At 71.4% G+C, this 20,968-nt stretch carries 19 protein-coding genes; 1 reads left to right on the top strand and 18 read right to left on the bottom strand.

What is annotated here, in order from left to right:
• The 7 genes from CCL05_RS02990 to CCL05_RS03020 all read right to left on the bottom strand — a co-directional run.
• On the bottom strand, positions 1-1,558 hold a 1,558-nt coding region (locus CCL05_RS02990), incomplete at its 3' end, for a sensor histidine kinase (protein ID WP_086558911.1).
• A gap of 468 nt (positions 1,559-2,026) precedes the next feature.
• Positions 2,027-4,087, bottom strand: a complete 2,061-nt coding sequence (locus CCL05_RS02995; RefSeq protein ID WP_086558912.1) for an FAD-dependent oxidoreductase — start codon at positions 4,085-4,087, stop codon at positions 2,027-2,029.
• Positions 4,088-4,093: 6 nt separating this feature from the next.
• Entirely contained in the window at positions 4,094-5,686 is a 1,593-nt protein-coding gene (locus CCL05_RS03000) for a class I tRNA ligase family protein (protein ID WP_086558913.1), read from the bottom strand.
• Positions 5,683-6,042 (bottom strand): cupin domain-containing protein, encoded by a 360-nt coding sequence (locus CCL05_RS03005; RefSeq protein WP_086558914.1) that lies wholly within the window; start codon positions 6,040-6,042, stop codon positions 5,683-5,685. The genes CCL05_RS03000 and CCL05_RS03005 overlap by 4 nt, the downstream gene beginning before the upstream one ends.
• Before the next feature lie 57 nt (positions 6,043-6,099).
• Positions 6,100-7,452: a lysine N(6)-hydroxylase/L-ornithine N(5)-oxygenase family protein gene (locus tag CCL05_RS03010; RefSeq protein WP_086558915.1), complete on the bottom strand. Its 1,353-nt coding sequence runs from the start codon at positions 7,450-7,452 to the stop codon at positions 6,100-6,102.
• Positions 7,453-7,463: 11 nt separating this feature from the next.
• A complete protein-coding gene (locus CCL05_RS03015) occupies positions 7,464-8,762 on the bottom strand; it encodes an MFS transporter (protein WP_086558916.1) in 1,299 nt (432 codons plus the stop codon).
• A 1-nt stretch (position 8,763) separates the two neighbouring features.
• On the bottom strand, positions 8,764-9,552 hold the full coding sequence (locus tag CCL05_RS03020; protein ID WP_158102409.1) for a class I SAM-dependent methyltransferase: 789 nt from the start codon (positions 9,550-9,552) through the stop codon (positions 8,764-8,766).
• A gap of 250 nt (positions 9,553-9,802) precedes the next feature.
• Between CCL05_RS03020 and ddaH the strand changes: the two genes are divergently transcribed.
• Positions 9,803-10,663 carry a dimethylargininase gene (gene ddaH / locus CCL05_RS03025; protein WP_208641337.1) on the top strand — a complete coding sequence of 287 codons (861 nt, stop codon included), beginning with the start codon at positions 9,803-9,805 and terminating at the stop codon, positions 10,661-10,663.
• Here ddaH and CCL05_RS03030 read toward each other — a convergent pair.
• The 11 genes from CCL05_RS03030 to CCL05_RS03080 form a co-directional block, all read right to left on the bottom strand.
• Entirely contained in the window at positions 10,626-11,687 is a 1,062-nt protein-coding gene (locus tag CCL05_RS03030; RefSeq protein WP_158102410.1) for a LysR substrate-binding domain-containing protein, read from the bottom strand. The two genes, ddaH and CCL05_RS03030, sit on opposite strands and share 38 nt — an antisense overlap.
• Positions 11,684-12,580 carry an ABC transporter permease gene (locus CCL05_RS03035; protein WP_086558919.1) on the bottom strand — a complete coding sequence of 299 codons (897 nt, stop codon included), beginning with the start codon at positions 12,578-12,580 and terminating at the stop codon, positions 11,684-11,686. The genes CCL05_RS03030 and CCL05_RS03035 overlap by 4 nt, the downstream gene beginning before the upstream one ends.
• Positions 12,567-13,355 (bottom strand): ABC transporter ATP-binding protein, encoded by a 789-nt coding sequence (locus tag CCL05_RS03040; RefSeq protein ID WP_086558929.1) that lies wholly within the window; start codon positions 13,353-13,355, stop codon positions 12,567-12,569. The genes CCL05_RS03035 and CCL05_RS03040 overlap by 14 nt, the downstream gene beginning before the upstream one ends.
• Before the next feature lie 80 nt (positions 13,356-13,435).
• On the bottom strand, positions 13,436-14,758 hold the full coding sequence (locus CCL05_RS03045; protein ID WP_086558920.1) for a sulfate adenylyltransferase subunit 1: 1,323 nt from the start codon (positions 14,756-14,758) through the stop codon (positions 13,436-13,438).
• Positions 14,759-14,760: 2 nt separating this feature from the next.
• On the bottom strand, positions 14,761-15,696 hold the full coding sequence (gene cysD, locus CCL05_RS03050) for a sulfate adenylyltransferase subunit CysD (protein WP_086558921.1): 936 nt from the start codon (positions 15,694-15,696) through the stop codon (positions 14,761-14,763).
• Positions 15,693-16,241, bottom strand: a complete 549-nt coding sequence (cysC, locus tag CCL05_RS03055) for an adenylyl-sulfate kinase (RefSeq protein ID WP_086558922.1) — start codon at positions 16,239-16,241, stop codon at positions 15,693-15,695. Before cysC ends, cysD begins: the two co-directional genes overlap by 4 nt.
• Positions 16,238-17,053 carry a 3'(2'),5'-bisphosphate nucleotidase CysQ gene (locus CCL05_RS03060; RefSeq protein ID WP_086558923.1) on the bottom strand — a complete coding sequence of 272 codons (816 nt, stop codon included), beginning with the start codon at positions 17,051-17,053 and terminating at the stop codon, positions 16,238-16,240. Before CCL05_RS03060 ends, cysC begins: the two co-directional genes overlap by 4 nt.
• The gene (locus tag CCL05_RS03065) at positions 17,040-17,840 is read right to left on the bottom strand and encodes an amino acid ABC transporter ATP-binding protein (protein ID WP_086558924.1); all 801 of its coding nucleotides are present in this window, start codon (positions 17,838-17,840) and stop codon (positions 17,040-17,042) included. The genes CCL05_RS03060 and CCL05_RS03065 overlap by 14 nt, the downstream gene beginning before the upstream one ends.
• Positions 17,841-17,843: 3 nt before the next feature.
• On the bottom strand, positions 17,844-18,698 hold the full coding sequence (locus CCL05_RS03070; protein ID WP_086558925.1) for an amino acid ABC transporter permease: 855 nt from the start codon (positions 18,696-18,698) through the stop codon (positions 17,844-17,846).
• 7 nt (positions 18,699-18,705) lie between these two features.
• Positions 18,706-19,548: an ABC transporter substrate-binding protein gene (locus CCL05_RS03075; protein WP_208641338.1), complete on the bottom strand. Its 843-nt coding sequence runs from the start codon at positions 19,546-19,548 to the stop codon at positions 18,706-18,708.
• Entirely contained in the window at positions 19,545-20,861 is a 1,317-nt protein-coding gene (locus CCL05_RS03080; RefSeq protein ID WP_086558927.1) for an ATP-grasp domain-containing protein, read from the bottom strand. The genes CCL05_RS03075 and CCL05_RS03080 overlap by 4 nt, the downstream gene beginning before the upstream one ends.
• Between the last annotated feature and the right edge of the window lie 107 nt (positions 20,862-20,968).

The following is a 20,968-nucleotide window of genomic DNA, read 5'->3' on the forward strand; positions in this document are numbered from 1 at the left end:
TGCGCGGGGTGGGCGGTGTGGTCACGTTCTCGGCGAGGATGCGTCGGTCGTCGGGGCTGATCCCGGGCCTCGCCTCGGCCGGGTTGGGCCGCTCCCGACGGGTCCCGCGCACGGGCAGGGGCGCGGGGCGGCCGCTCTGCGGGCTTGCGCCCGAGGGCCGTTCGGCCTCCTGCTGGTGCGCCCGGGATACGGTGCCCGCGGTCTGCGGAACCGACGGCAACGCCTGGGACGCGGCGCCCGACCCGGACGTGAGCCGGTACACCGCCGAGGCCCCTGGCACAGCCTCCTCGGCCCCGTCGGCCAGGGGACCGTGCTGCCCGGTGCTCCCGGGCGCGCCCGCTTCGGCCCCCAGCAGCGCCTGCGGCACGACGAGCACCGCCTGCACTCCGCCGTAGATGTTGCTCTGGAGGCGGACGGTGATGCCGTGCCGCCGGGCCAGCTGCGAGACGACGAACAACCCGATGCGGCCGTCCGCGAGGAGCCGGGCGACGTTCACCTGGTCCGGGTCGGCGAGCAGGGCGTTCATCCGCGTCTGCTCCTCCAGGGGCATGCCCAGGCCTCGGTCCTCGACCTCGACGGCGAGCCCGGAGGTGACGAGGTTGGCGCGCAGCAGCACCTGGGTGTGCGGGGCGGAGAACACCGTGGCGTTCTCGACGAGTTCGGCCAGCAGGTGGATGACGTCGGCCACGGCGTGTCCGCGCAGGGTGCCGTCGATCGGCGGCACGAGCTTGACCCGCGAGTACTGCTCGACCTCGGCGATGGCGGAGCGCAGCACCTCGGTCATGGAGACCGGGTTGCTCCACTGGCGGCGGGAGACGGCCCCGCCGAGCACGGCGAGGTTCTCGGCGTGGCGGCGGATGCGGGTGGCGAGGTGGTCGACGTGGAAGAGCCCCTTGAGCAGGTCGGGGTCCTCCATCTCGTTCTCCAGCTCGTCGAGGATGGAGATCTCGCGGTGCACGAGCGACTGCAGGCGCCGGGCGAGGTTGACGAACACCTCGAGCTTCTGCTCGCTGCCCGCCTGGCTGGAGAGCTGCGAGGCCTGGACGACGGCGGTGACGGCACCGTCGTGCGCGCGGGTCAGGTCGGCGGCGAGGAGTTCGAGGTCGTCGGCGCCCTCGGCGGGGCCGGAACGCGGACTGCTCTGCGGGCCGGGCTGCGGCGGTCCGTCGCCGCGGCGCAGCGCCTCGACCAGGGTGCGCAGGTCGGCCTCGCGCCGCGCGGTGGTGCGGCGCAGGACGCCGATGCGGTCGTTCATGGACCGGGCGGCCCGGCCCGCGGCCACCGCGGCGACGACGATGCCGACGAGGGTCACCGAGACCGCCCCGGCGAGCACGGCCCACAGCGTCGGCCCCGGCCGCGCCCCGGTGGACCGGACGGTGAACAGGACGGCGGCACAGCCGCTGAGGGCGACGGCGATGGGCGGCAGCACGGCGAGACGCAGCAGCTGGGGCCGTATATGGGTCTCGTGCGGCGCGGGTGCGGTGCGGGCGGCCGGCCGCCCGTGCCGCCCGCCCTCACGGCGGTCTGCGCGTGCGCCCGGGGCGCGGAGGTGAGACATCGGTGTCCTCGTACTGGTCCGTCGGTCCTGGGTGCCAGGGGGGCTTGCGGTGGTACGGCCGGGCGCACGCGGCCGCGTCAGCGCACCCTGGGCCACCCGGCGGGACTCGCCCGCGTCGGTCGTGCGCGGGCAGCGGGGATCCCCTTCGCGTCGACTCCGCCGTCCGCCTTGCGCCTGCACGTGCCGGCCCCCGCTCCCTGATCCGCCCTGTTTCCCGACGGCCACTGACAGTAGTCACCAGCGCATCATGTGCGGTGGGCAGTTGACAAACTCATACGGTGAGCGTCCCGCTCTGGTATGAGGTCTCGTACGACAGACCGATAAGTCCTCGACTTAAGGCTTCCGCGAAGAGAAAGAGTTCGATCTGACCTGGTCAGAAGTGGTCACGGGCAGACGGCGAGGGCCGAGGGGCTTCACACCCCTCGGCCCTCGCCGTCTGCCTTTCACCCGCCGGTCGTCCGCCCGCGGTCAGCCCGTCGGCAGCGTTTCAGCGCCCCCGGGGCACGTGGTCGCCCCTCGCTGTTCGTCACTGAGCGTGTCGGTCTGGGCCATGGCTCCCCGCGCCCGACCGGCACCGGTTGCCAACCCGGACACCGTCTCGGCCGCCGTCTCCCCCGCCGCCGGAGCCGACTTGAAGCCGGCGCCCGACCAGCCCGCCGCCACGACGGTGCGCGCAAGGCCGGGCACGGGTCCCAGCAGAGCCGCCGGACTGACGAACAGATCGCGGCCGCGCACGCCGGCGAGCGCCCTGGCCGCGGTCAGGAACGGCAGTCGCGGACCGACCCGTTCCCGGAGCAGGCCGATCTGAGCGGGTGTCAGGGCGGTGTCGGCGGTGGGCGGCACGTTCCACTCCTCGACGGGAAATCCGGCCAGCACCGCGTCCAGGCCGTCGGGCCGTGCCCACATCCCGGTGGTCAGGTCGACCAGCACGGGGAACGGTTCGTCCTCCGTGCCGGACGGCCGCTCGAAGATCGCGTACTGGATCCGTTTGGTGCGGGCGGTGTGCCCGGCCGGCCAGTGCTCACCGAGCAGTTCCGGTGTGCCGCAGCCCGCCGCCAGCACCACCGATTCCGCGTGCAGCCGGCCGTCCAGCACGACTCCGGAACCGGCGTCGCACGCCAGCGTCCGCACCGCGTGGCCGTCCACGATGTGCGCTCCGGCCCGGCGGGCCCGGTCCGTCATCGCGGCCAGCGCCACGGCCGCCACCGCGTACCCGCCGCCCGGCTCCCAGACCGCGCCCTCCAAATCCTTGCCCTCGATCAGGGGCCAGCGGCGGGTGACGTCGTCGATGTCCAGGACCTCGGCGGCCAGGCCGGCGGCGACCAGTTCGGCCGCCCCTTCCTCCGCGGCGGTCCTGCCCCCGGGCCCGAACAGGACCAACGCGCCGGTCCTGCGGAAGCCATGAGCGGCCGCCCGCTCCTCGCTGCCCCACAGCAGCTGGAAGGATCTGATCGCCCGGGCTCGCTCGGCGGCGTCGGCCTCAAAGGCCCGCACCAGTGCCCCGGACACCGTGCTGGCGGCGTCTCCTCCGCCGTCCAGCAACATCACCGACCGCCCCCGCTCGGCGACTTCGGCCGCCGTCGCCCGGCCGACCACGCCTCCGCCGACCACTGCCACGTCGAAAGGACCCTGAGGTGGCGGCGGGACGGCGACGGGCAGCACCTCCCAGCCGGCGCGGGGTGAGCCCTTCACCGGCTCGCCCCGCGCGTCCAGCGCCCAGGCCAGTTCGCCCCGCACGGTCTTGGCCAGCCGCTCGGCACGGCGCTCCGGATGCTTGCCGAGGGCTCCGGCCAGCGCCGCGCAGGCCGCCACGACCCGTGCCGCGGGTCCTCCGGCCAGCCGCGCCACCCGCACGCCCTCGACGGCGGCCCCGGCGAGCTCGGCGAACTCGGGTATGTCGCAGTCGTCGGTCGCGACGACCCACTGCCCGGGAGCCGGCGTCGTCCGGCTCCGCAGCAACGCGGCCGCCCCGTGGTGGACACCGCACAGCGCGACCGCCGTCCCCGGGGTCGCCGGCCACCGCGCGTGGACGCCCACCGACAGCTCCGGCTCGGCGGCCTCCCGCAGGAGTCCGGCCAGCCGCAGCCCGTAGCCGGTGCCGTCGTGCACCACGTCCAGGTGCTCATGCCCCTGCTCGCGGCAGGCCGCCACCACGGCCGCGGCCTGCCCGGCGTCGTCGGAGCACAACCTGAGCACGAGGCCGTCGGACCCGTCCAGCAGGCCGGGCGCCGTGGCGAGCGGCAGCAGCACCGGCAGCCGGTGCTCCCGGTAGACCGGCAGAGCGCCGCGGGCACCGAGGCTGTTGAAGTGGCCGACGACCGCGGCGAACCCGCCGTCGGCGACGACCTCGCGCGCCCTGACCTCGCCCTGCTCCGCGTCACCCTGGTCGTCGAAGAACCGCCACTCGACCGGGGCCCGGCGCACCGCGTCGACCGCGCTGCTCAGGAGCTCGCCCCAGGCGGCGCGCGGCCCGCTGAACGGCCCCACCACCGCCACCCGGGGGCGTCGCGTCGCTTCCCGTGCGCTCATCGGCCGTCAGCTCCCGAAGAGCGGGCCGTCCGGCAGCGTGAGCACCGTACCCGCCGGGGGCGGGGTCAGTGCCGCCGCGTCCACGCGCCGCGCGGGCTCCCACCCCAGTGCCTCGCTGAGCCGGGCGGCGCCCACGGGGACGACCGGGGCCGCCCAGGCGGCCAGCGCCGACGCCACGGCGAGCTCGCCGCTGAGGGCCGCCCGGTACGGGGGACGGCCCGCGGGGCGTTCCCGCTCATGGCGGTGGACATGCCCGAAGTCGGCCCCGCAGGAGACGGCTTCGTCGAGGAGGGCGACCGCGCGGCGGGTGTCGAAGCCCTCGACGGAGTACGCCTCACGCAGCTCGTCGCACAGGCGGGTGAGTCGCGCCTTGAGCAACTCCCAGCCGTCTCCGGCCGGTTGCTCGCCGGGGACGACGCCGCCCGTCTCGGCGCGCACGGCCTCGACCAGGCGGTTCAGCCAGCCGTTCCACCCGGTGTCCAGGTGCTCGCGGGCCCGGGCGAGGTCGCCGCTTCTGAAGTTGGTCTGGCGGCCGTTGGGCCGGTCACGCAGCGCGTGGAAGCGCAGGGCGTCGGCGCCGCCCTCCTTCAGCGCCTCCAGCGCCCACACCGCGTGCCGGCGGCTCGTGGAGAACTTCTTTCCCTCCAGCCGGTAGAACTCGTTGACGACGAACGCTCTGGCCAGCGGCATCTCCGGGTCCCAGGCCATGAAGAGCGCCGGGAAGAGGACGGCGTGGAAGTAGCCGTTGTCGAAGCCGAAGAACTGGACGGGGCCGGAGGTGGGGCGTGCGGAGTCGGGGTCGCACTGCAGGAGGTAGCCCGGCGCCATCTCGAACCAGACGAAGATCCGCTGGTCCTCGAAGCCGGGCACGGTCACCGGGACGCCCCAGTCGGAGGGGTGGCTGACCGCGATCTCCGGCATGCCGTCCCCGAGCATCCGCTCGCACAGCCCGCGCAGGTGCGGCGGCATGAGCGTGTCCCGCCAGAAGCGGGCCAGGCGGTCGGCGAAGGGCGCGAGCGGCAGGTAGAGGCGGGTCTGGGGGCGCAGTTCGGCTGCCGCGCCGCACACGACGCAGTGCGGATCGACGAGGTCGCCGCAGTCGTTGGGCCGGCCGCACGGCTCGCAGGCGTTGCCGTTGGAACCGCTGCCGCAGTGCGGGCAGCCACCGGAGACGTACGCCTCGTAGAGCCAGCGGTCACAGGGCACGCAGTACGGGAGCGGTCGGGTGCGGGGCACCAGGACGCCGTTGTCGTACAGCTTCTGGAAGAACGCCTGGACGAACTCGGCGTATCCCCGGTCGCTGCGCGGCGCGATCAGCCGGTCGAAGTCGGCTCCCGCGAGCTGCCAGCCGCGGGTGATGCGCTCGCCGTTGAGGTCGGCGACCTCCTCGCCGGTGTGTCCGTCGAGTTCTCCGCGCACGGCGACGTAGCTCTGGTGGTCGTCGAGGCCACTGGTCATCAGGACCCGCTCCCCCTCGGCCAGGGTGAAGCGGCGCAGCACGTCGGCGGCGAGGTAGGGGCCCGCCAGGTGGCCCACGTGCAGTTCGCCGTTGGGCGTCGGCGGGGTCGCGGTGATCCAGGTCGGGGCCGGCGCGCTCATGCGTCGTCCCCGCTCTTCGGCTCGTGCAGGGGCCAGTAGAAGGAGACCCAGCTGAGGTCGGCGTCACCCGAGTTGTGCACGGTGTGGGCCTGGTTGCGGGGAATGACCAGCACCGTGCCGGCGCCGATGGGGGCGCTCTCCTCGCCGACGTCGACGGTGCCACGGCCGCCCAAGGTGATCATCACCTCGTCCTGGTCGTGGCAGTCGGGTGCGGATCTGTCTCCGGCGGGCAGGAAGCAGGCCATGGCGCCGAAGGGCGGCTCCTCGTCCTGTCCGGCCCAGGGCACCAGGCGCTGGCAGGCCATGCCGAACTCCTGGGCCGCGTTCTCTTCGTGGATACGGAACGTCCTGATCATGTGCCTCTCGCTCTCTCAGCACGCGCTTGTGGGGCGTCCATCGGTCCTGGCCGGCTGTCAGTGCGACGAGACCGGGGCCACGTCCTGCCGTGCGACGGCCGGGCCGGCCACGCGTCCGCGGTCGAGCACGGAGCCGAGGATCTGGCCCGCTCGTACGGCGGCGTTGGACAGCAGTGAGGAGGTGATGCCGTGGGAGTGCTCGGTGGCGCCGCAGAGGTACACGCCGGCGTGGACCTCTGCCGCGGTGGCGACCCGGTACTCGCGCTCGACGAGCAGCCTGCCCTCCGCGTCACGGCGCAGCAGGTCTCCGGCGGGGCCGAGCAGGTCCAGCGGGTCGGCGGCCCGGTAACCGGTGGCGCACACCAGCAGGTCCGCCTCGACATCGGTGCTCCGGCCGGAGGCCAGATGATGGATCGTCAGCTTGACGGACTCGTCGGACTCCTGGACGTCGCGCAGCACCGAGACGTTGTGCAGGCTCAGGCGCTCGACGCCGACGATCTTGTCCTCGTAGATCCGGCGGTACATCTCCTCGATGAGGTCGACGTCCACGACCGAGTAGTTGGTGTTGGCGTGGTAGCCGAAGAGGGAGTCCTTCACCTGCGGCGGCGCGGCGTGGAAGTCGTCGACGGCCGAGGGGTCGAAGATCCTGTTGGCGAACGGGCTGTCGTCGGCCTGGCTGTAGCCGAAACGGGAGAAGACGGCGTGCACGTCGGCGGCCGGGTAGGAGCGGTGCAGGTGGTCGGCGACCTCGGCGGCGCTCTGCCCGGCGCCCAGGACGACGAACCGGCGGGGAGTGCGCCCCGACGCGTCCAGCCGCGCGAGGTCGTGCAGCGTGGTGGAGCTGTGCCGTATGTGCGCCGAGATCTCCAGCCCGCTGGGCATGCGGGGTAGCAGGCCCGGGGCGACGACCAGGTTGCGGGCCTTCCTGACGACCAGGTCGCCCTTGTCCGCGTCGCGGGCGATGACCTCGAAATGGGTGACGACCCCGTCCTCGGCGACCGGCCGGGCGGAGACCATCTCGTGGCCGTAGCGGACCAGGTGGTCCAATTGGCCCGCGCACCAGGAGAGGTAGTCGTGGAACTCGACCCGGGACGGATACAGGACCTTGTGGTTGATGAAGTCGACGAGCCGGTCCCGGGCGTGCAGGTAGGGCACGAAGCCGAACCGGCTGACCGGATTGCGCAGCGTCGCCAGGTCCTTGAGGAAGGCCACCTGCATGGTGGTGCCCTCGATGAGCATGCCGCCGTGCCAGTCGAACGCGGGTTTGCGTTCGAGGAACTCGGCGGTCAGCGGCGGTCCTTCGCCGGTCTCGTTGTGTTCGGTGACCGCGATGGCGAGTGCCAGGTTGGCCGGGCCGAACCCCACGCCCAGTACGTCGACGACGGGGCTGTCCGTCCGCGACGGATCCATGTGTTTCCCTTTCAGTCTTGTGCCGGCCCGACGAGTTCGGAGCCCTCCGCGTCGAGCGCGGCCCGCTCCCTGGCCCGCGCGATCAGGACGGTGCGGTACTTGAGGATGATCACGACTCCGAAGAGGGCGTACAGCACCGCGATACCCCAGCGTGAGACGACCGCTCCGAGGGTCATGCACAGGGAGGCGATGAGCAGGGCGAGGCGGACGTTGAGGTTGAAGACCGCCATGTACTTGGTGCGCGACCGCTCGGGGACCAGGTCGGCGAGCATGGTCTGCTGCACGGGCACGTTGAGCAGTTCGCCGACGGTGAGGACGAGCATGGACAGCAGCAGTACCCAGCCGTTGCCGGACACGGCCATGACCATGTAGCCGGCGGTGAACAGGATGACGCCGGCGTACAGCCGCGGCCCGTCGCTCATCCGGCGCAGCAGCCGGTGGACGACCAGGGCGAGCAGGACCACCAGCAGCGTGTTCTCGGCACGCAGGATGCCGAGGATCTCCACTCCGTTGACGGTCGCGTCCCAGGAGCCGAAGCCGAACAGCCGCTGCTCCTCGAAGGTCTCGCTGACCCGTACGTTGATGTAGTAGTTGATCTGCACTTCGATGGCCATCCGCAGGGTGGCCGCGATCAGCAGCGCCGAGAAGAGCCGGTCGGCGAGGACCGCGCGGTAGCCGGACGCGAAGCTGCGGACGTAGGCGCGCGCCGACTCGGTCTTCTCCGACACCGCACCGGCCGGAGCCGTCTCGCTGATCCTGAAGAACGTGACCAGGAGGACGGCGAGCGATCCGGCGGCGACTGCGACGAGCAGCTGGGGGAAGTAATCCCCGTACAGGAAGCCGCCGATGAGCACGCCGCAGGCGAGGGCGAGGTTGATCGACCAGTAGTTGATCGTGTAGACGAACTGCCGTGACTCGGGGGTGCTGACGTCGACGATCATCGCGTCGTTCGCCGGCACCGCGAGGTTGGAGGCGAGACTCCCGGCGAGGAAACCGGCGTAGATGACGCCGGCGTTCTCCCACCGGGGCATCGCGGCGACCGCCATCGTCGCGTACGCGACGACGACACCCGCCTCGCCCGCCAGCAGCAGCGGACGGCGGCCGTGGATGTCGGCCAGGTAGCCACCGATCAGCGATCCCGACACCTCGCACACCGCGATGGCCAGGACCATCGCACCCGCCACCGCGACACCGAACCGCTCGGCCAGGAACACGGTCATCAGGGGCATGACCATGACGTGGAGGAAGCGCTGCACGGATCCCACGACGATCCGCACGCGGAGGTTGGGGTGCAGAGACCGGAATTTCATGTCAGGAACGCACTCCGGTGTAGATGTCGTAGTACTCGCCCGCGACGGGCGTCTTGCGCACGTCGGTGAGGCCGCAGCCCTTGAGGATGTCGACGAGCTGGTCGTGGCGCAGGTAGCGGGACCGCCGCTGGAACTCCCATGTGGCACCGTCCAGCGTCAGGCTGCTCGACCAGGTGCGGACTCCCGTGGACCGGTCGATCGAGATGGTCTCGGCGATGTCGACGGTGTGCTGCCCGATGAGCAGGGTGGGGTGGACGACCGACTGGTCCTCGCGCCGCTCCAGGTCCGCCGCACGTGTGATGTCGACGTAGAAGCGCCCGCCGGGACGCACGCAGGCCACCCACTGCCCGATGGCCTCGGCCATCGTGGCCTGGTCGGCCAGCCCTTCGTCGTCCCAGGCGCCGGCGTAGATGTAGTTGCCCCCGCCGCGGTTCATCACCACGTCGAAGCCGTCGGCGTACCGGCGCGGGAGGTCCTCCCACAGCACGCGCTCGGGCCGGACGTCGAGGCCCTCGATGCCGGCGTTGCGCCGGAAGTGCGTCAGCATCAGTTCGCTGCCGTCGGTACAGGTCACGTCGTAGCCGCGACGGATCAGCTCCAGGGCGGGAAAGCCGCTTCCGCAGGCGCAGTCGAGAATACGAAGGCCCTCCGCAGGCCCGAGCCACTTGGCTATTCCGTCGGCCGTCTCCTCACGGTCGAACTCGAAGAGCATGCACAGTTCCCACAGGGTTCCGATATCCGGATCCCCGGCATCGAGGGCCGCCTCGATGCGCGCATCGGAAACCGACACGGCTTTACTGTTCGTCAGGGCTGATGCTTTTCCCACGCCCCGTCCCTCCGCTGTCATGTGAAATTTGACTATGACCTTTGCAGCACGTCGAGCGCCCTGTCAAGCGGCTTCTGAAAGCATCTCAGGCCACCTGGTCGCGCTATAGAGCCGCGTTATGAGCTGATTAGGAGAAGGAATTGGACAGCCTCTGATGCGAGGCTGCACATTGCTCCTCACCGGAAATTCGCCAGCACACCGGAGGAAGTCTTTGATGCGCGACGAGCACACGCGTGTGTTCCGCAGGCGGCGCTATCTCATGTGTCCGCCGACCCATTTCGACGTCACCTACTCCATCAATCCGTGGATGGACCTGAGCAAACCGGTCGACGGGCGGCTGGCGGTCGCGCAGTGGGAGGAACTGCGCGATCTGTACGTCGCCCTCGGACACACCGTCGAGCTGATCGACCCCCTGCCCGGTCTGCCGGACATGGTGTTCGCCGCGAACGGGGCCACCGTCGTGGACGGCCGGGTGCTGGCCGCCCGCTTCCGCAACGCGGAGCGCGCCGCCGAGGGGCCTGCCTACGCCGCGTGGTTCCGCGCCAACGGCTTCCCCGAGGTGTACGAGTCCGGCCACGTGAACGAGGGTGAGGGCGACTACCTCGTCACCGGCCGCTGGCTGCTGGCCGGCAGCGGCTTCCGCTCGGACCCGGCGGGCCACCTGAAGGCCCAGGAGTTCTTCCAGCGCCCGGTCGTGAGCCTCACTCTGAGTGATCCTCGCTACTACCACCTCGACACCGCTCTCGCCGTGCTCGACGACGACCAGATCATGTACAACCCCTCCGCGTTCTCGCCCGGCAGCCTCGCCGTGCTGCGCGACCTGTTCCCCGACGCGCTGATCGCCTCCGACGCCGATGCGGCGGTCTTCGGCCTCAACGCGGTCAGCGACGGATACAACGTGGTCCTGGCCCAGGCCGCGACCGGGCTGATCGAGCAGTTGCGCGCGCACGGTTTCCATCCCCTGGGCGTCGACCTGTCCGAGTTCCTGAAGGCCGGCGGCGGCGTCAAGTGCTGCACGCTGGAGATCCGCACGCCGCTCACCGCCGGGCCGCGGACGGCCGCAGTTCCCGCATAGCCCGGGTGCGCGGGATCCGGGAAACCGTCGCACCGTCCGATGGCTGTCCGTGTCTGCCCTGCCCGGCGACGACGGCGTCCGCGGCCGGCGAAGGGGGCACCGCCGGTCCGACCGCACCGTGCACGAACGACACGAAGGTGAGCAGGGCGGCATGGGCGTTGTCCTTCCGCCAGGCCAGGGCCATCGGCACGGCGACCGGCACCGTGAAGGGCTTGAACACCACGCCCGGCACCGCCAGCAGCGCCGCCGACGGCTCGGTGACCAGCGTGATGCCCGCACCCTGTGCCACGGCCGCCAGCATGTGGGCCTCGTCGGGTTCCAGCCGGCTGATCTCCGGCGCGGCACCCGGTCCGTACACCGCGCCGAGCATGGACTCCCACAGGCCGCTGCGCTCACGCGGGAAGAACACCAGCGGCTCGTCGACGAGGTCCGCCGGTGCGACGCCCGGCCGGTCCGCGAGAGGGTGGCCGACCGGGACGGCGACGAGCACCCGGTCATAGGCGATGACGGAGCACTGGAGGTCGTCGCCCTCGATCGGCGGCCGTACGAAGCCGACGTCGATCGTACGCATCCGGATCCTCTCGACGTTCGCGTGGGTGTGCCCGGTGGCGGTCTCGACCGTCATGTGGGGGTACTGCTCACGGAACCGGCGGGTCAGTTCGGTCGGCAGCCCGATGCCGCCCGAGCGGGAGAAGGAGAGGGTGAGCCGCCCGTTGTGCCGGCCGGCCAGCACACCGGCGAAGCGATCGAACTCCTCGGCGTGGGCGAGCAGTTGACGGGCCTTCGGCTCCAGCACCCGGCCCGCCGCCGTCAGGGCGACACTCTGCCGGTCGCGCTCGAACAGCGGCATGCCGAGCCGGCGCTCCAGCGCCTTGATGCCCTGGGAGAGCCCCGGCTGCGTCATGTGCAGGCGCACGGCGGCCCGGCCGAAGCTCAACTCGTCGGCGACGGCGAGGAAGTAGCGCAGGGAGCGCAGGTCGCCGGCGGTGATGCCCTCGCCCTCGAAGACGGTCTGACCGTTCACGGCGCACGCTCCAGCAGCCCACGGGTACGCAGCACGTACCGCTCCAATGGTGCGAAGACGAGGAGGTCGACGCTGATGCCGACGCACAGGATCAGCAGGATCGTCGCGAGGACCAGAGGCATGTCCTGCGCCACGCGCCCGTTCTCCAGCATCTGGCCCAGTCCGTACCCCATCTCCGGGGATCCCGCGATGAGTTCGGCGGCCATCAGGGACCGCCAGGAGAACGCCCAGCCCTGTTTCAGCCCGGCGAGGTAACCGGGCAGCGCGGCGGGCAGCAGGACGTGACGCACCGCCCGCAGGCCCTGTGCGCCCAGCGTCCGTCCGGCGCGCAGGAACAGCGGCGGCACCTGGTCCAGGCCCGCCACCAGCCCGTTGGCGACGGACGGTACGGCACCGAGCAGCACGACCGCGTAGATGGCCGTTTCCGTCAGGCCGAACCAGATGACCGAGGCCGGGACCCAGGCCACCGAGGGCAGGGACTGCAGACCGGTCAGGATCGGCCCGATCGCGGTCCTGACGGGGCGCACACTCCACACGAACAGCCCGAGCGGCGTGCCGATCGCGACCGCCGCGAGGAAGCCGAGGGCTCCGTGGGAGACGCTCTGCCCGATCACGCCCAGCGTGGTGCCCAGGTACCACTGCTCCACCAGGGCGTCCCACACCGCGCGCGGGCCGGGCAGGACGTAGTCCGGCTTGACCCCCGACAGGTGGACCAGCTCCCAGACCGTCAGGATCAGCACGCAGGCCACCACGGGCGGCGCCACCCGCCCCAGCAGCACCCTGCCCAGCCGGGCGCCGCCCTGGTGCTGTGTGCTCTGCAGAGCGTCCAGCCCGGTGCTCAGCCCGGCCAGGTCGGCCGCCTCCGGAGGCCGTCTGATGTCAGCTCCCGGCATGACGGCTGATTTCCTTGCGTAACTCTTCGGTGATTTCCTTCGACTTCTCGGCCACTGCCTCGTCCTCCAGACGCCTCGGGTACGTCAGGTCGATGCGCCACTGGCGGGCGATGCGGCCGGGCCGGGAGGCCAGCAGCACCACCCGCCCGCCGAGCCGCACCGCCTCCCGGACGTTGTGGGTCACGAAGAGCACCGACAGGCTGCGGGCGCCGCCGGCGGGCTGGTTCCACTCGTGCCAGACCCGGATCAGCTCGTCGTGCAGCAGGTCGCGCGTGATCGCGTCCAGCGCCGCGAACGGCTCGTCCATCAGCAGCACTTGGGACGCCTGCGCCAGGGCGCGGGCGAGCGCGACGCGCTGGCGCATGCCGCCGGACAGCTCGTGCACCCTTTTGCCGTACGCGCCGTTCAGCCGGACGAGCCCCAACAGGCGTTCGGCCTCGGGCCGGCGCTCACGCCGGGGAACTCCTCTGAGTCTGAGGGCCAGTTCGATGTTCTTCCCGGCGGTCAGCCAGGGGAACAGCGCATGTTCCTGGAACATCAGCGCGGGGCGCGGGCCGACCGCCGAGACCGTCCCCGCGCTGGGCTCGTCGATCCCCGCCGCCAGGCCGAGCAGGGTGGACTTGCCGCAGCCGGAGGCGCCCAGGAGACACACGAACTCGCCGGGTGCGACGGCCAGGCCGATGTCGTCGAGCACGAGCTGATCGCCGCCGGGGTGGCCGAAGGACTTGGACACGCCCCGCAGTTCCAGCGCGGGCGGGACGGCGGCGGCTCGCACCGGGACCGCCTGCGGGGCCGGCGGTGCCTCGGCCGTCGCGAGGGACTTTGCCGTTCGCGGGCTGTCGTACACCGGCCGGCTCACAGGCCTCCCCCGCAGCCGTCCGTGAACGCGGCGCCCGCCATGCCCGCGGCCAGCGTGGCCCCGTCGGCAGGGTCGATCAGCAGGAAGGATCCGGTGCGGCGCGAGTGCGCGTATCCGTCCATGGCGAGCGGCTCCGAGGTGTGCAGCACCACCGTCGCGATGTCGTTGGCCGTCAGGGACTCCGGCCGGGGACGGCGGGCCGGCCCGTTCGCCGTGTCGATCCGGTAGGGCAGGTCCTTGACGACCGCCTTGACCGTGCGCGTGGTGTGCTTGAGCAGCACGTGAGCCCCCGGGACCAGGGGCCGCTCGTGCAGATGGCAGACCGTCGCCTCGATGCGGCGGGTGAGTTCGGGGGCTGCCCCGCTCGGCACGACCAGGTCACCGCGCGAGACGTCCAGGGCGTCGGAGAGCAGGACGGTCACGGACTCGGGGGCCGAGGCACTCGGGACGGGGACGCCCAGGGCGTCGATCGCCGCGACGGTCGTCACGTGGCCGGAGGGCAGCACGGTGACGGAGTCACCGACGTGGAAGCTGCCGGCGGCGATCTGGCCCGCGTATCCGCGGTAGTCGGGGTGCTCCGCGGTCTGCGGCCGGATCACGTACTGCACCGGGAAGCGCGCCGGGTGACCGGAGGGGTCGCGGCCGGCCGGGACGCTCTCCAGGTGTTCGAGGACGGTGGGGCCGCCGTACCAGTCCATGTGCGCGGACGGCTCGACGACGTTGTCCCCGGCCAGCGCGGAGACCGGGATCGCGGTGATCTCCGGAACGCCCAGCTCGGTCGCGTACGCCGTCAGCTCGACCGCGATCCGCGCGAACACCGCCTCCTCGTATCCGACGAGGTCCATCTTGTTCACCGCGAGCACCACGTGCGGGACCCGCAGCAGAGCGGCGATGGCCACATGGCGGCGGGTCTGCTCCACCACTCCCTTGCGGGCGTCGACGAGGACGAGGGTCAGTTCGGCGGTGGAGGTGCCGGTGACCATGTTCCGGGTGTACTGCTCGTGGCCCGGGGAGTCGGCCAGGATGTACCGGCGCCGCGGGGTGGCGAAGTAGCGGTACGCCACGTCGATGGTGATGCCCTGCTCGCGTTCGGCGCGCAGACCGTCGGTCAGCAGCGCGAGGTCCGGGGTGTCCCGGCCGCGGTTGCGGGACGCCTGCTCGACGGCCTCCAACTGGTCGGCCAGCACGTTCTTGGAGTCGTACAGCAGCCGTCCGACCAGAGTGGACTTGCCGTCGTCGACGGAGCCCGCGGTGGCGAAGCGCAGCAGGGTGGTGGTGTCCGCCGGCCCCTCGGTGGTCTGCTCGGTGGTCTTGCCCATGTCTAGAAGTACCCTTCGCGCTTGCGGTCTTCCATCGCCGCTTCGGAGAGCTTGTCGTCGGCGCGCGTGGCGCCCCGCTCGGTCAGCCGGGTGGCCGCGATCTCCGTGATGACCTGCTCGACGGTCGCGGCGTCCGAGTCCACCGCGCCGGTGCAGGACATGTCCCCGACCGTCCGGTAGCGGACCAGGCGCTTCTCCACCGGTTCCGACGCGGTGGGTCCGCCCCACTCCCCTGCTGTCAGCCACATCCCGGAGCGCCGGAACACCTCCCGTTGGTGGGCGAAGTAGATCTCCGGCAGCTCGATCCGCTCGCGCTCGACGTACTGCCACACGTCCAGCTCGGTCCAGTTGGACAGCGGGAAGACCCGCACGTGCTCGCCGGGGGCGTGGCGGCCGTTGTAGAGCTGCCACAGCTCGGGGCGCTGACGGCGCGGATCCCACTGCGAGAACTCGTCCCGCAGGGAGAACACCCGTTCCTTGGCCCGCGCCTTCTCCTCGTCCCGGCGAGCGCCGCCGAACACCGCGTCGAAGCGGTGCCGGCGGATGGCCTCGGTCAGCGGGAGGGTCTGGAGCGGGTTGCGGGTGCCGTCCGGGCGTTCGCGCAGGACTCCGCGGTCGATGTAGTCCTGCACGTCGGCCACGAGCAGCCGCAGCCCGTACCGGGCCACCGTCCGGTCCCGGTAGGCCAGCACCTCCGGGAAGTTGTGCCCGGTGTCGACGTGCAGCAGCGGGAACGGAACCGGTGCCGGGGCGAACGCCTTCAGCGCCAGGTGCAGCATGACGATGGAGTCCTTGCCGCCGGAGAACAGCAGCACCGGGTTCTCCAGCTCGCCCGCCACCTCGCGGAAGATGTGCACCGCCTCCGACTCCAGCGAGTCCAGGTGGCTCCAGCACCGCGTCACCTGCGTGTGTGACTGTGCTGCGGTCGCCCGCGTCACAACAACCCCCTCACGATCAGCAAAGCGTGGAGCATCACGGCGGACTCCCGCACGGTCTGGTGCTGGGTCTCGATGCGCAGGTCCGGGAACTCGGGCACCTCGTAGGGGTCGTCCACACCTGTCAGACCGGTCAGTTCGCCGGCGGCCTGCCTCGCGTACAGCCCCTTCACATCGCGCTTCGCGCACACCTCCACCGGCGTGGCGACGTGAACCTCCAGATAGGGGGTCCCGCTCTGTTCGTGGCGCTTGCGCACGGCCTCGCGGCTGGCCCGGTACGGGGCGATCACCGGCACCAGGGCGATGATCCGGTTCCGGGCGAGGATCTCGGCGACCAGCCCGATGCGCTGGACGTTCGTGTCGCGGTCCTCGCGGCTGAAGCCGAGGCCGGCCGAGAGGAACGAGCGGATCACGTCGCCGTCGAGCACCTCGACGCGGTGTCCGTCGCCGCGCAGCCGTTCGGCGAGTGCCGTGGCGATGGTGGTCTTGCCGGAGCTCGGCAGCCCGGTCAGCCAGACGGTACAGCCCTGCTGTACGACGGCCGTCATACGCCCGCGCCCGCCTCGGCGGCCGGCCAGTCGGGGCAGACCCGGGCGAACGCCGCGCGGAACGGCTCGTGCAGCTCGGGTGCGCAGACGGCCAGGTCGGGCAGTGCCGGATCGGCGCGGTTGTAGCGGGGCACGCTGCCGTCGAGCCGGAGAACGGTGCAGCCGTAGTGGGCGGCGACCGCCGCGGGTGCCGCCGAGTCCCACTCGTACTGGCCGCCGGCGTGCACGTACAGATCGGCCTCGCCGAGCACGACGGACGCCGTCTTGGCCCCGGCCGATCCCTGGGGTACGACGTCCGCGCCCAGTTCCTCGGCCAGACGTGCGACGAACTCGGGCGGCCGGGTGCGGCTGACCAGCATCCGGGGCCGTCGCCGGACGGACGCCCGGGGCGGCAGCGGGTCGTCGGTGCACAGGACGGTGCCGCGGGCGGGCAGTGCGACGGCTCCCGCCCTCAGCTCGCCTTCCTCCCACAGGGCCACATGCACGGCCCAGTCCTCGCGCGGGGGTTCGGCGAACTCACGGGTGCCGTCGAGCGGATCGATGATCCAGACGCGCCGGGCGGCCAGACGGCCGAAGTCGTCGGCCGCCTCCTCCGACAGGACCGCGTCGTCGGGCCGGTGCCGCTCGAGCAGGCCGGCCAGGACGGACTGGGCGCCACGGTCCCCGGCGGCTCTCAGCTCGCGGGGGTCGGTGCCCGGCGCGGCCGCGGCTCTGATCTCCATGAGCCGCGCGCCCGCTGCCTCGGCGCAGGCGCGCGCGAAGGCGTGGTCGTCGTGCGCCTCACGCCTGGCGTGTGCGTCAGTGGTACTCATGTGTTCTCCCCGTGCTGGTCGTGCCCGGCCCCACAGAGCCCTGCGGTCCGAGAACTCGGTGGAGGAAGGTGCGGGTGCGCTCGTGGCGGGGATCGTCGATGACCTGCGACGGCAGGCCCTCCTCGACGATCACTCCGGCGTCCATGAAGACGACCCGGTCGGCCACGTCCCGGGCGAAGGCCATCTCGTGCGTGACGACGAGCATCGTCATGCCGTCCGTCCCGAGGTCGCGGATGACGGTGAGCACCTCGCCGACGAGCTCGGGGTCGAGGGCGGAGGTCGGCTCGTCGAAGAGCATCACGCTGGGGTTCATCGCCAGGGCGCGGGCTATGGCGACGCGTTGCTGCTGTCCGCCCGACAGCTGCGCCGGGTAGGCGTCGGCCTTGTCCTCGACGCCGACGCGGGCCAGGCAGTCACGCCCGACGCGCTCCGCCTCGGCGCGGTCCCTCTTCAGTACGCGTCGCTGGGCGATGGTCACGTTGCCCAGCACCGTCAGGTGAGGGAACAGGTTGAACATCTGGAAGACCATGCCCATGCGCCGCCGGGCCGCGTCCAGGTCGGTGTCGGGGTGGTTGAGGCGGACCCCGTCGACCAGGACGACGCCCGCGGTGGGTTCCTCGAGCAGGTTCACGCAGCGCAGCAGCGTGGACTTGCCGGACCCGGAGGGGCCGATGACGCACACGACCTCGCCCGCCGCGACGCTCAGGTCGACCCCCTTGAGGACGTCGAGCCCTCCGTACGACTTGTGCAGTCCCGCCACTTCGACGGCGGGTCGAGCCGTGGCCATGCGTCAGCCCCTTTCGGCGCGGCGGCTCTCCAGCCGGCGCACCAGGATCCCGAGCGGGACGGTGATGAGGAGGTAGCCGAGGCCCGCCACCACGAGCGGGGTCGAGTCGGCCTGGTCGGCGGCCACATCGGAGCCGAACTTGGCGAGTTCGGTGGTGGCCGCCGTGACCCCCAGGACGAACGCCAGCGAGGAGTCCTTGAAGAGCAGGACGAGCTCGTTGGTCAGCGGCGGCACGACGATGCGCAGGGCCTGCGGGACCACGATCGAGACCATGGCCCTGGTGTGTGACATGCCCAGGCAACGGGCGCTCTCCAACTGTCCCTTGGGCACGGCCTGGATGCCGGCCCGGAAGGTCTCGGCCATGTACGCCGCCGCGACCAGGCCCAGGGCCAGCGCCACCTGCCCGTAGATGCCCCCGGGCAGCGCGAATCCGGGGAAGGCGACCGGGATGCCGAAGCCGATGACCAGGAAGATGACCAGCGCCGGCAGCCCCCGGAAGATCTCGATGTAGAGCAGGGCGGTCCAGCGGTGCAACGGAACGGAGGACAGGCGCATCAGGGCCAGCACGAGCCCGAGCAGGAAGCCGAGGACGTAGCCGCCGAGTGTGTACAGGACGGTGTTGCGCAGCGCCACCGTGAGCAGGTCGGGGAAGGTCTCCCGGGCGACGCCCAGGTCCAGGAAGTGCTCCTGGACGGCGGCCCAGTCGACCTGGAGCGCCACGGCGGCGACGACGATGACGAACACCGCGTACTGCACGGTCAGACTGATGCGCTTGCGGCGGCGCGGACTGGAACCGGCCGTCGTGGGGGTTGGCGGAACGGGACCGAGGTTCACGGGAGCTGCGGTCGTCTTGGCCATAGCTCCCTCAGGACGTCGTGCTGTGTTCGGGTGGGACGCCGAGCCACTTCTGGTGGAGCCGGGCGTAGCTGCCGTCCTGCTTCGCGTCCGCGATCACGTCGTTGATCACCTCGAGCAGGTCCTCGCTGCCCTTCTTCTTCACCACGAAGCCGTAGTGCGCTCCGGTGCTGATGGGCTGTCCGGTGGTGAACTTCCCGGCGAGTTCGGGCTTCTTGAGCCAGCTGGTGACCACGGGGAGGTCCTGCACGATGACGTCGACGCTCCCCGACCGCAGGGCCGTGAGCTGCTTGCCGGAGTCCTTGTACTCCTGCGGCTCGATGCCCTTGTCCACCGCGGCCTTCATGCTCGTGGTGCCGGTCAGCACGCCGACGCGCAGTTTGCCGGCCCTGGCCTCGTCGAGCGTGGCCACCGGCTTGCCCGCGGGGCTCATCAGGCTGAGCGCCTCGTCGAAGTACGAGTCCGAGAAGGCCACGTTCTTCCTGCGCGCCTCCGTGATCGTGATGCCGGCTGCCGCGACGTCGCACCTGCCGGAGTTGAGGGCCGCGCCGCTGCGGATCGGGTCGAAGTCGATGTCGACGATCTCCTGCTTCACCCCGAGCCACCGGGACACCTTGTCCATGAGCGCGATGTCGAAGCCGACGACCTTGCCGTTCCGGGTGAAGGAGAACGGCTCGTAGGGCACGTTGGTGCACACCACGAACTTCCCGGACTTCACCAGCGTGACGTTCTTGACCAGCGGCGACGCGGCCTTCTCGGCGCCCTGCCCACCGCAGGACGCGATGAGGAGGGCCACCGGCACCATCGCGCCGCCGACGGCCCGGCACCGTCTGCGGTGGCTCGTCGTCCTCACGGGGCCGTCAGCCCCTGCGCCTCGCCGGTGTCGGCCACTTCCACGTCGAGTTTCTCGGCGAGGGCGCGCGCCACGTCGTGGACGACGGCCGGGTCCTGGCCGGGCTGCCAGGGGTGCCACACCGACAGCAGGCCGGTGAAGTCGAAGCCCTTCTCACCGGAGACGACGTCCGTGCCGGGCTTGGCCACGGGGAAGTACGTGCGGAAGTACGGCGAGTGCATGGCCTCGCCCACGCTGTTGCGCACGACACGGCCGTTGCGGTAGACGACCTTGGCGCACACGGTCATCCGGGGCGGCTGCTTCTGGTTCTCCTGGGCGAGGATGTCCTCGACGCTCTCGCCGCACGCCGCGCGCAGGAACATGCGCACGAAGTCGATGGCGTACACGTCCTTGATGTGCCGGTAGACATGGCCGCCGGAGACGCGGATCGAGAACTCGACGACCCGGTACCGGCCTTGTGCGTCCTGCCGCATCTCGGCGTTGAACAAGCCGTGCCGCACGCCGAGCGCACGGGTGATGCTCGCGGCGATGCCGGCGACCTCGTCCTCGCGCTCCGGGGTCTTGAACGGCAGCGTGTACAGGTCCTCTTCGAAGTGCGGGCCGGTCGAGTGCTTCTTGTTGTGGACGCCGCCGAGGATGAACTGCCCGTCGAGTACCACGCCGTCGAGGGTGATCTCCTCGCCCGGCAGGTACTCCTCCAGGACCGCCCAGGACTCGGGGGCGCCGGAGAAGTAGAAGTTGCGGCCGCTCTCGATGTAGCCCTGGATCACCTTGAGGGAGGCCCTCAACCGGTCCACGTCACCGACGAGTTCGACACAGTCGCTGGCGGCGGCCCGGGTCGGCTTGACCATGAGCGGCAGTCCGTGGGCGGTGGCCGCCTCGACGGCCGACTCGATGTCGGTGACCGGGTGGAACCAGACCGAGGGGATGCCGTGCTCGGCCAGGAACATCCGCTGGCGATGCTTGTCGCGGCAGATGCGGGCGCTCTCCGGGATCGCCCAGTCGAGGCCGAGTTCGGCGTTGGCCTCCTCGACGATCTCGATGTCCGGCTCGATGAAGGTGACGACGGCCGAGGCACCACGTTCCCGGGCGGTCTCGACGGCGGCCTTCACGAAGTCACGCTGGTCCGAGTCGTGCGGGAGCCGGCGCACGGAGGCGAAGCGGGGATCGTTCGCCCAGGGCTCCGTGTCAACGGTGAGGAGGTGGGTCCGTATGTCCAGGTCGAGCATGGTCTGAACGTGGTCCGGCGACGTACTGAGCCCACGTCTCATCACGAGCACGAGGGTGCGCGGCCGGCTGGTGACCTTTGTCATGCGGCTTCGGAGCTCCTTGGTTCGGCGTGCGAGGAAACGAGAGCCTGCGGGCGACGGCCCGGGGGGGGGTTCCGGGGGACGGTTCAGGCCTGGTAGCCGTACAGGTC

The organism is Streptomyces africanus (assembly GCF_002150735.1).
Classification (GTDB): domain Bacteria; phylum Actinomycetota; class Actinomycetes; order Streptomycetales; family Streptomycetaceae; genus Streptomyces; species Streptomyces africanus.

Coding starts and splice junctions, on each gene's coding strand:
- CCL05_RS02995 (WP_086558912.1), bottom strand. CDS start 4,087: ATGAGCGCACGGGAAGCGACGCGACGCCCCCGGGTGGCGGTGGTGGGG.
- CCL05_RS03000 (WP_086558913.1), bottom strand. CDS start 5,686: ATGAGCGCGCCGGCCCCGACCTGGATCACCGCGACCCCGCCGACGCCC.
- CCL05_RS03005 (WP_086558914.1), bottom strand. CDS start 6,042: ATGATCAGGACGTTCCGTATCCACGAAGAGAACGCGGCCCAGGAGTTC.
- CCL05_RS03010 (WP_086558915.1), bottom strand. CDS start 7,452: ATGGATCCGTCGCGGACGGACAGCCCCGTCGTCGACGTACTGGGCGTG.
- CCL05_RS03015 (WP_086558916.1), bottom strand. CDS start 8,762: ATGAAATTCCGGTCTCTGCACCCCAACCTCCGCGTGCGGATCGTCGTG.
- ddaH (WP_208641337.1), top strand. CDS start 9,803: ATGCGCGACGAGCACACGCGTGTGTTCCGCAGGCGGCGCTATCTCATG.
- CCL05_RS03035 (WP_086558919.1), bottom strand. CDS start 12,580: ATGCCGGGAGCTGACATCAGACGGCCTCCGGAGGCGGCCGACCTGGCC.
- CCL05_RS03045 (WP_086558920.1), bottom strand. CDS start 14,758: ATGGGCAAGACCACCGAGCAGACCACCGAGGGGCCGGCGGACACCACC.
- cysC (WP_086558922.1), bottom strand. CDS start 16,241: ATGACGGCCGTCGTACAGCAGGGCTGTACCGTCTGGCTGACCGGGCTG.
- CCL05_RS03060 (WP_086558923.1), bottom strand. CDS start 17,053: ATGAGTACCACTGACGCACACGCCAGGCGTGAGGCGCACGACGACCAC.
- CCL05_RS03065 (WP_086558924.1), bottom strand. CDS start 17,840: ATGGCCACGGCTCGACCCGCCGTCGAAGTGGCGGGACTGCACAAGTCG.
- CCL05_RS03070 (WP_086558925.1), bottom strand. CDS start 18,698: ATGGCCAAGACGACCGCAGCTCCCGTGAACCTCGGTCCCGTTCCGCCA.
- CCL05_RS03080 (WP_086558927.1), bottom strand. CDS start 20,861: ATGACAAAGGTCACCAGCCGGCCGCGCACCCTCGTGCTCGTGATGAGA.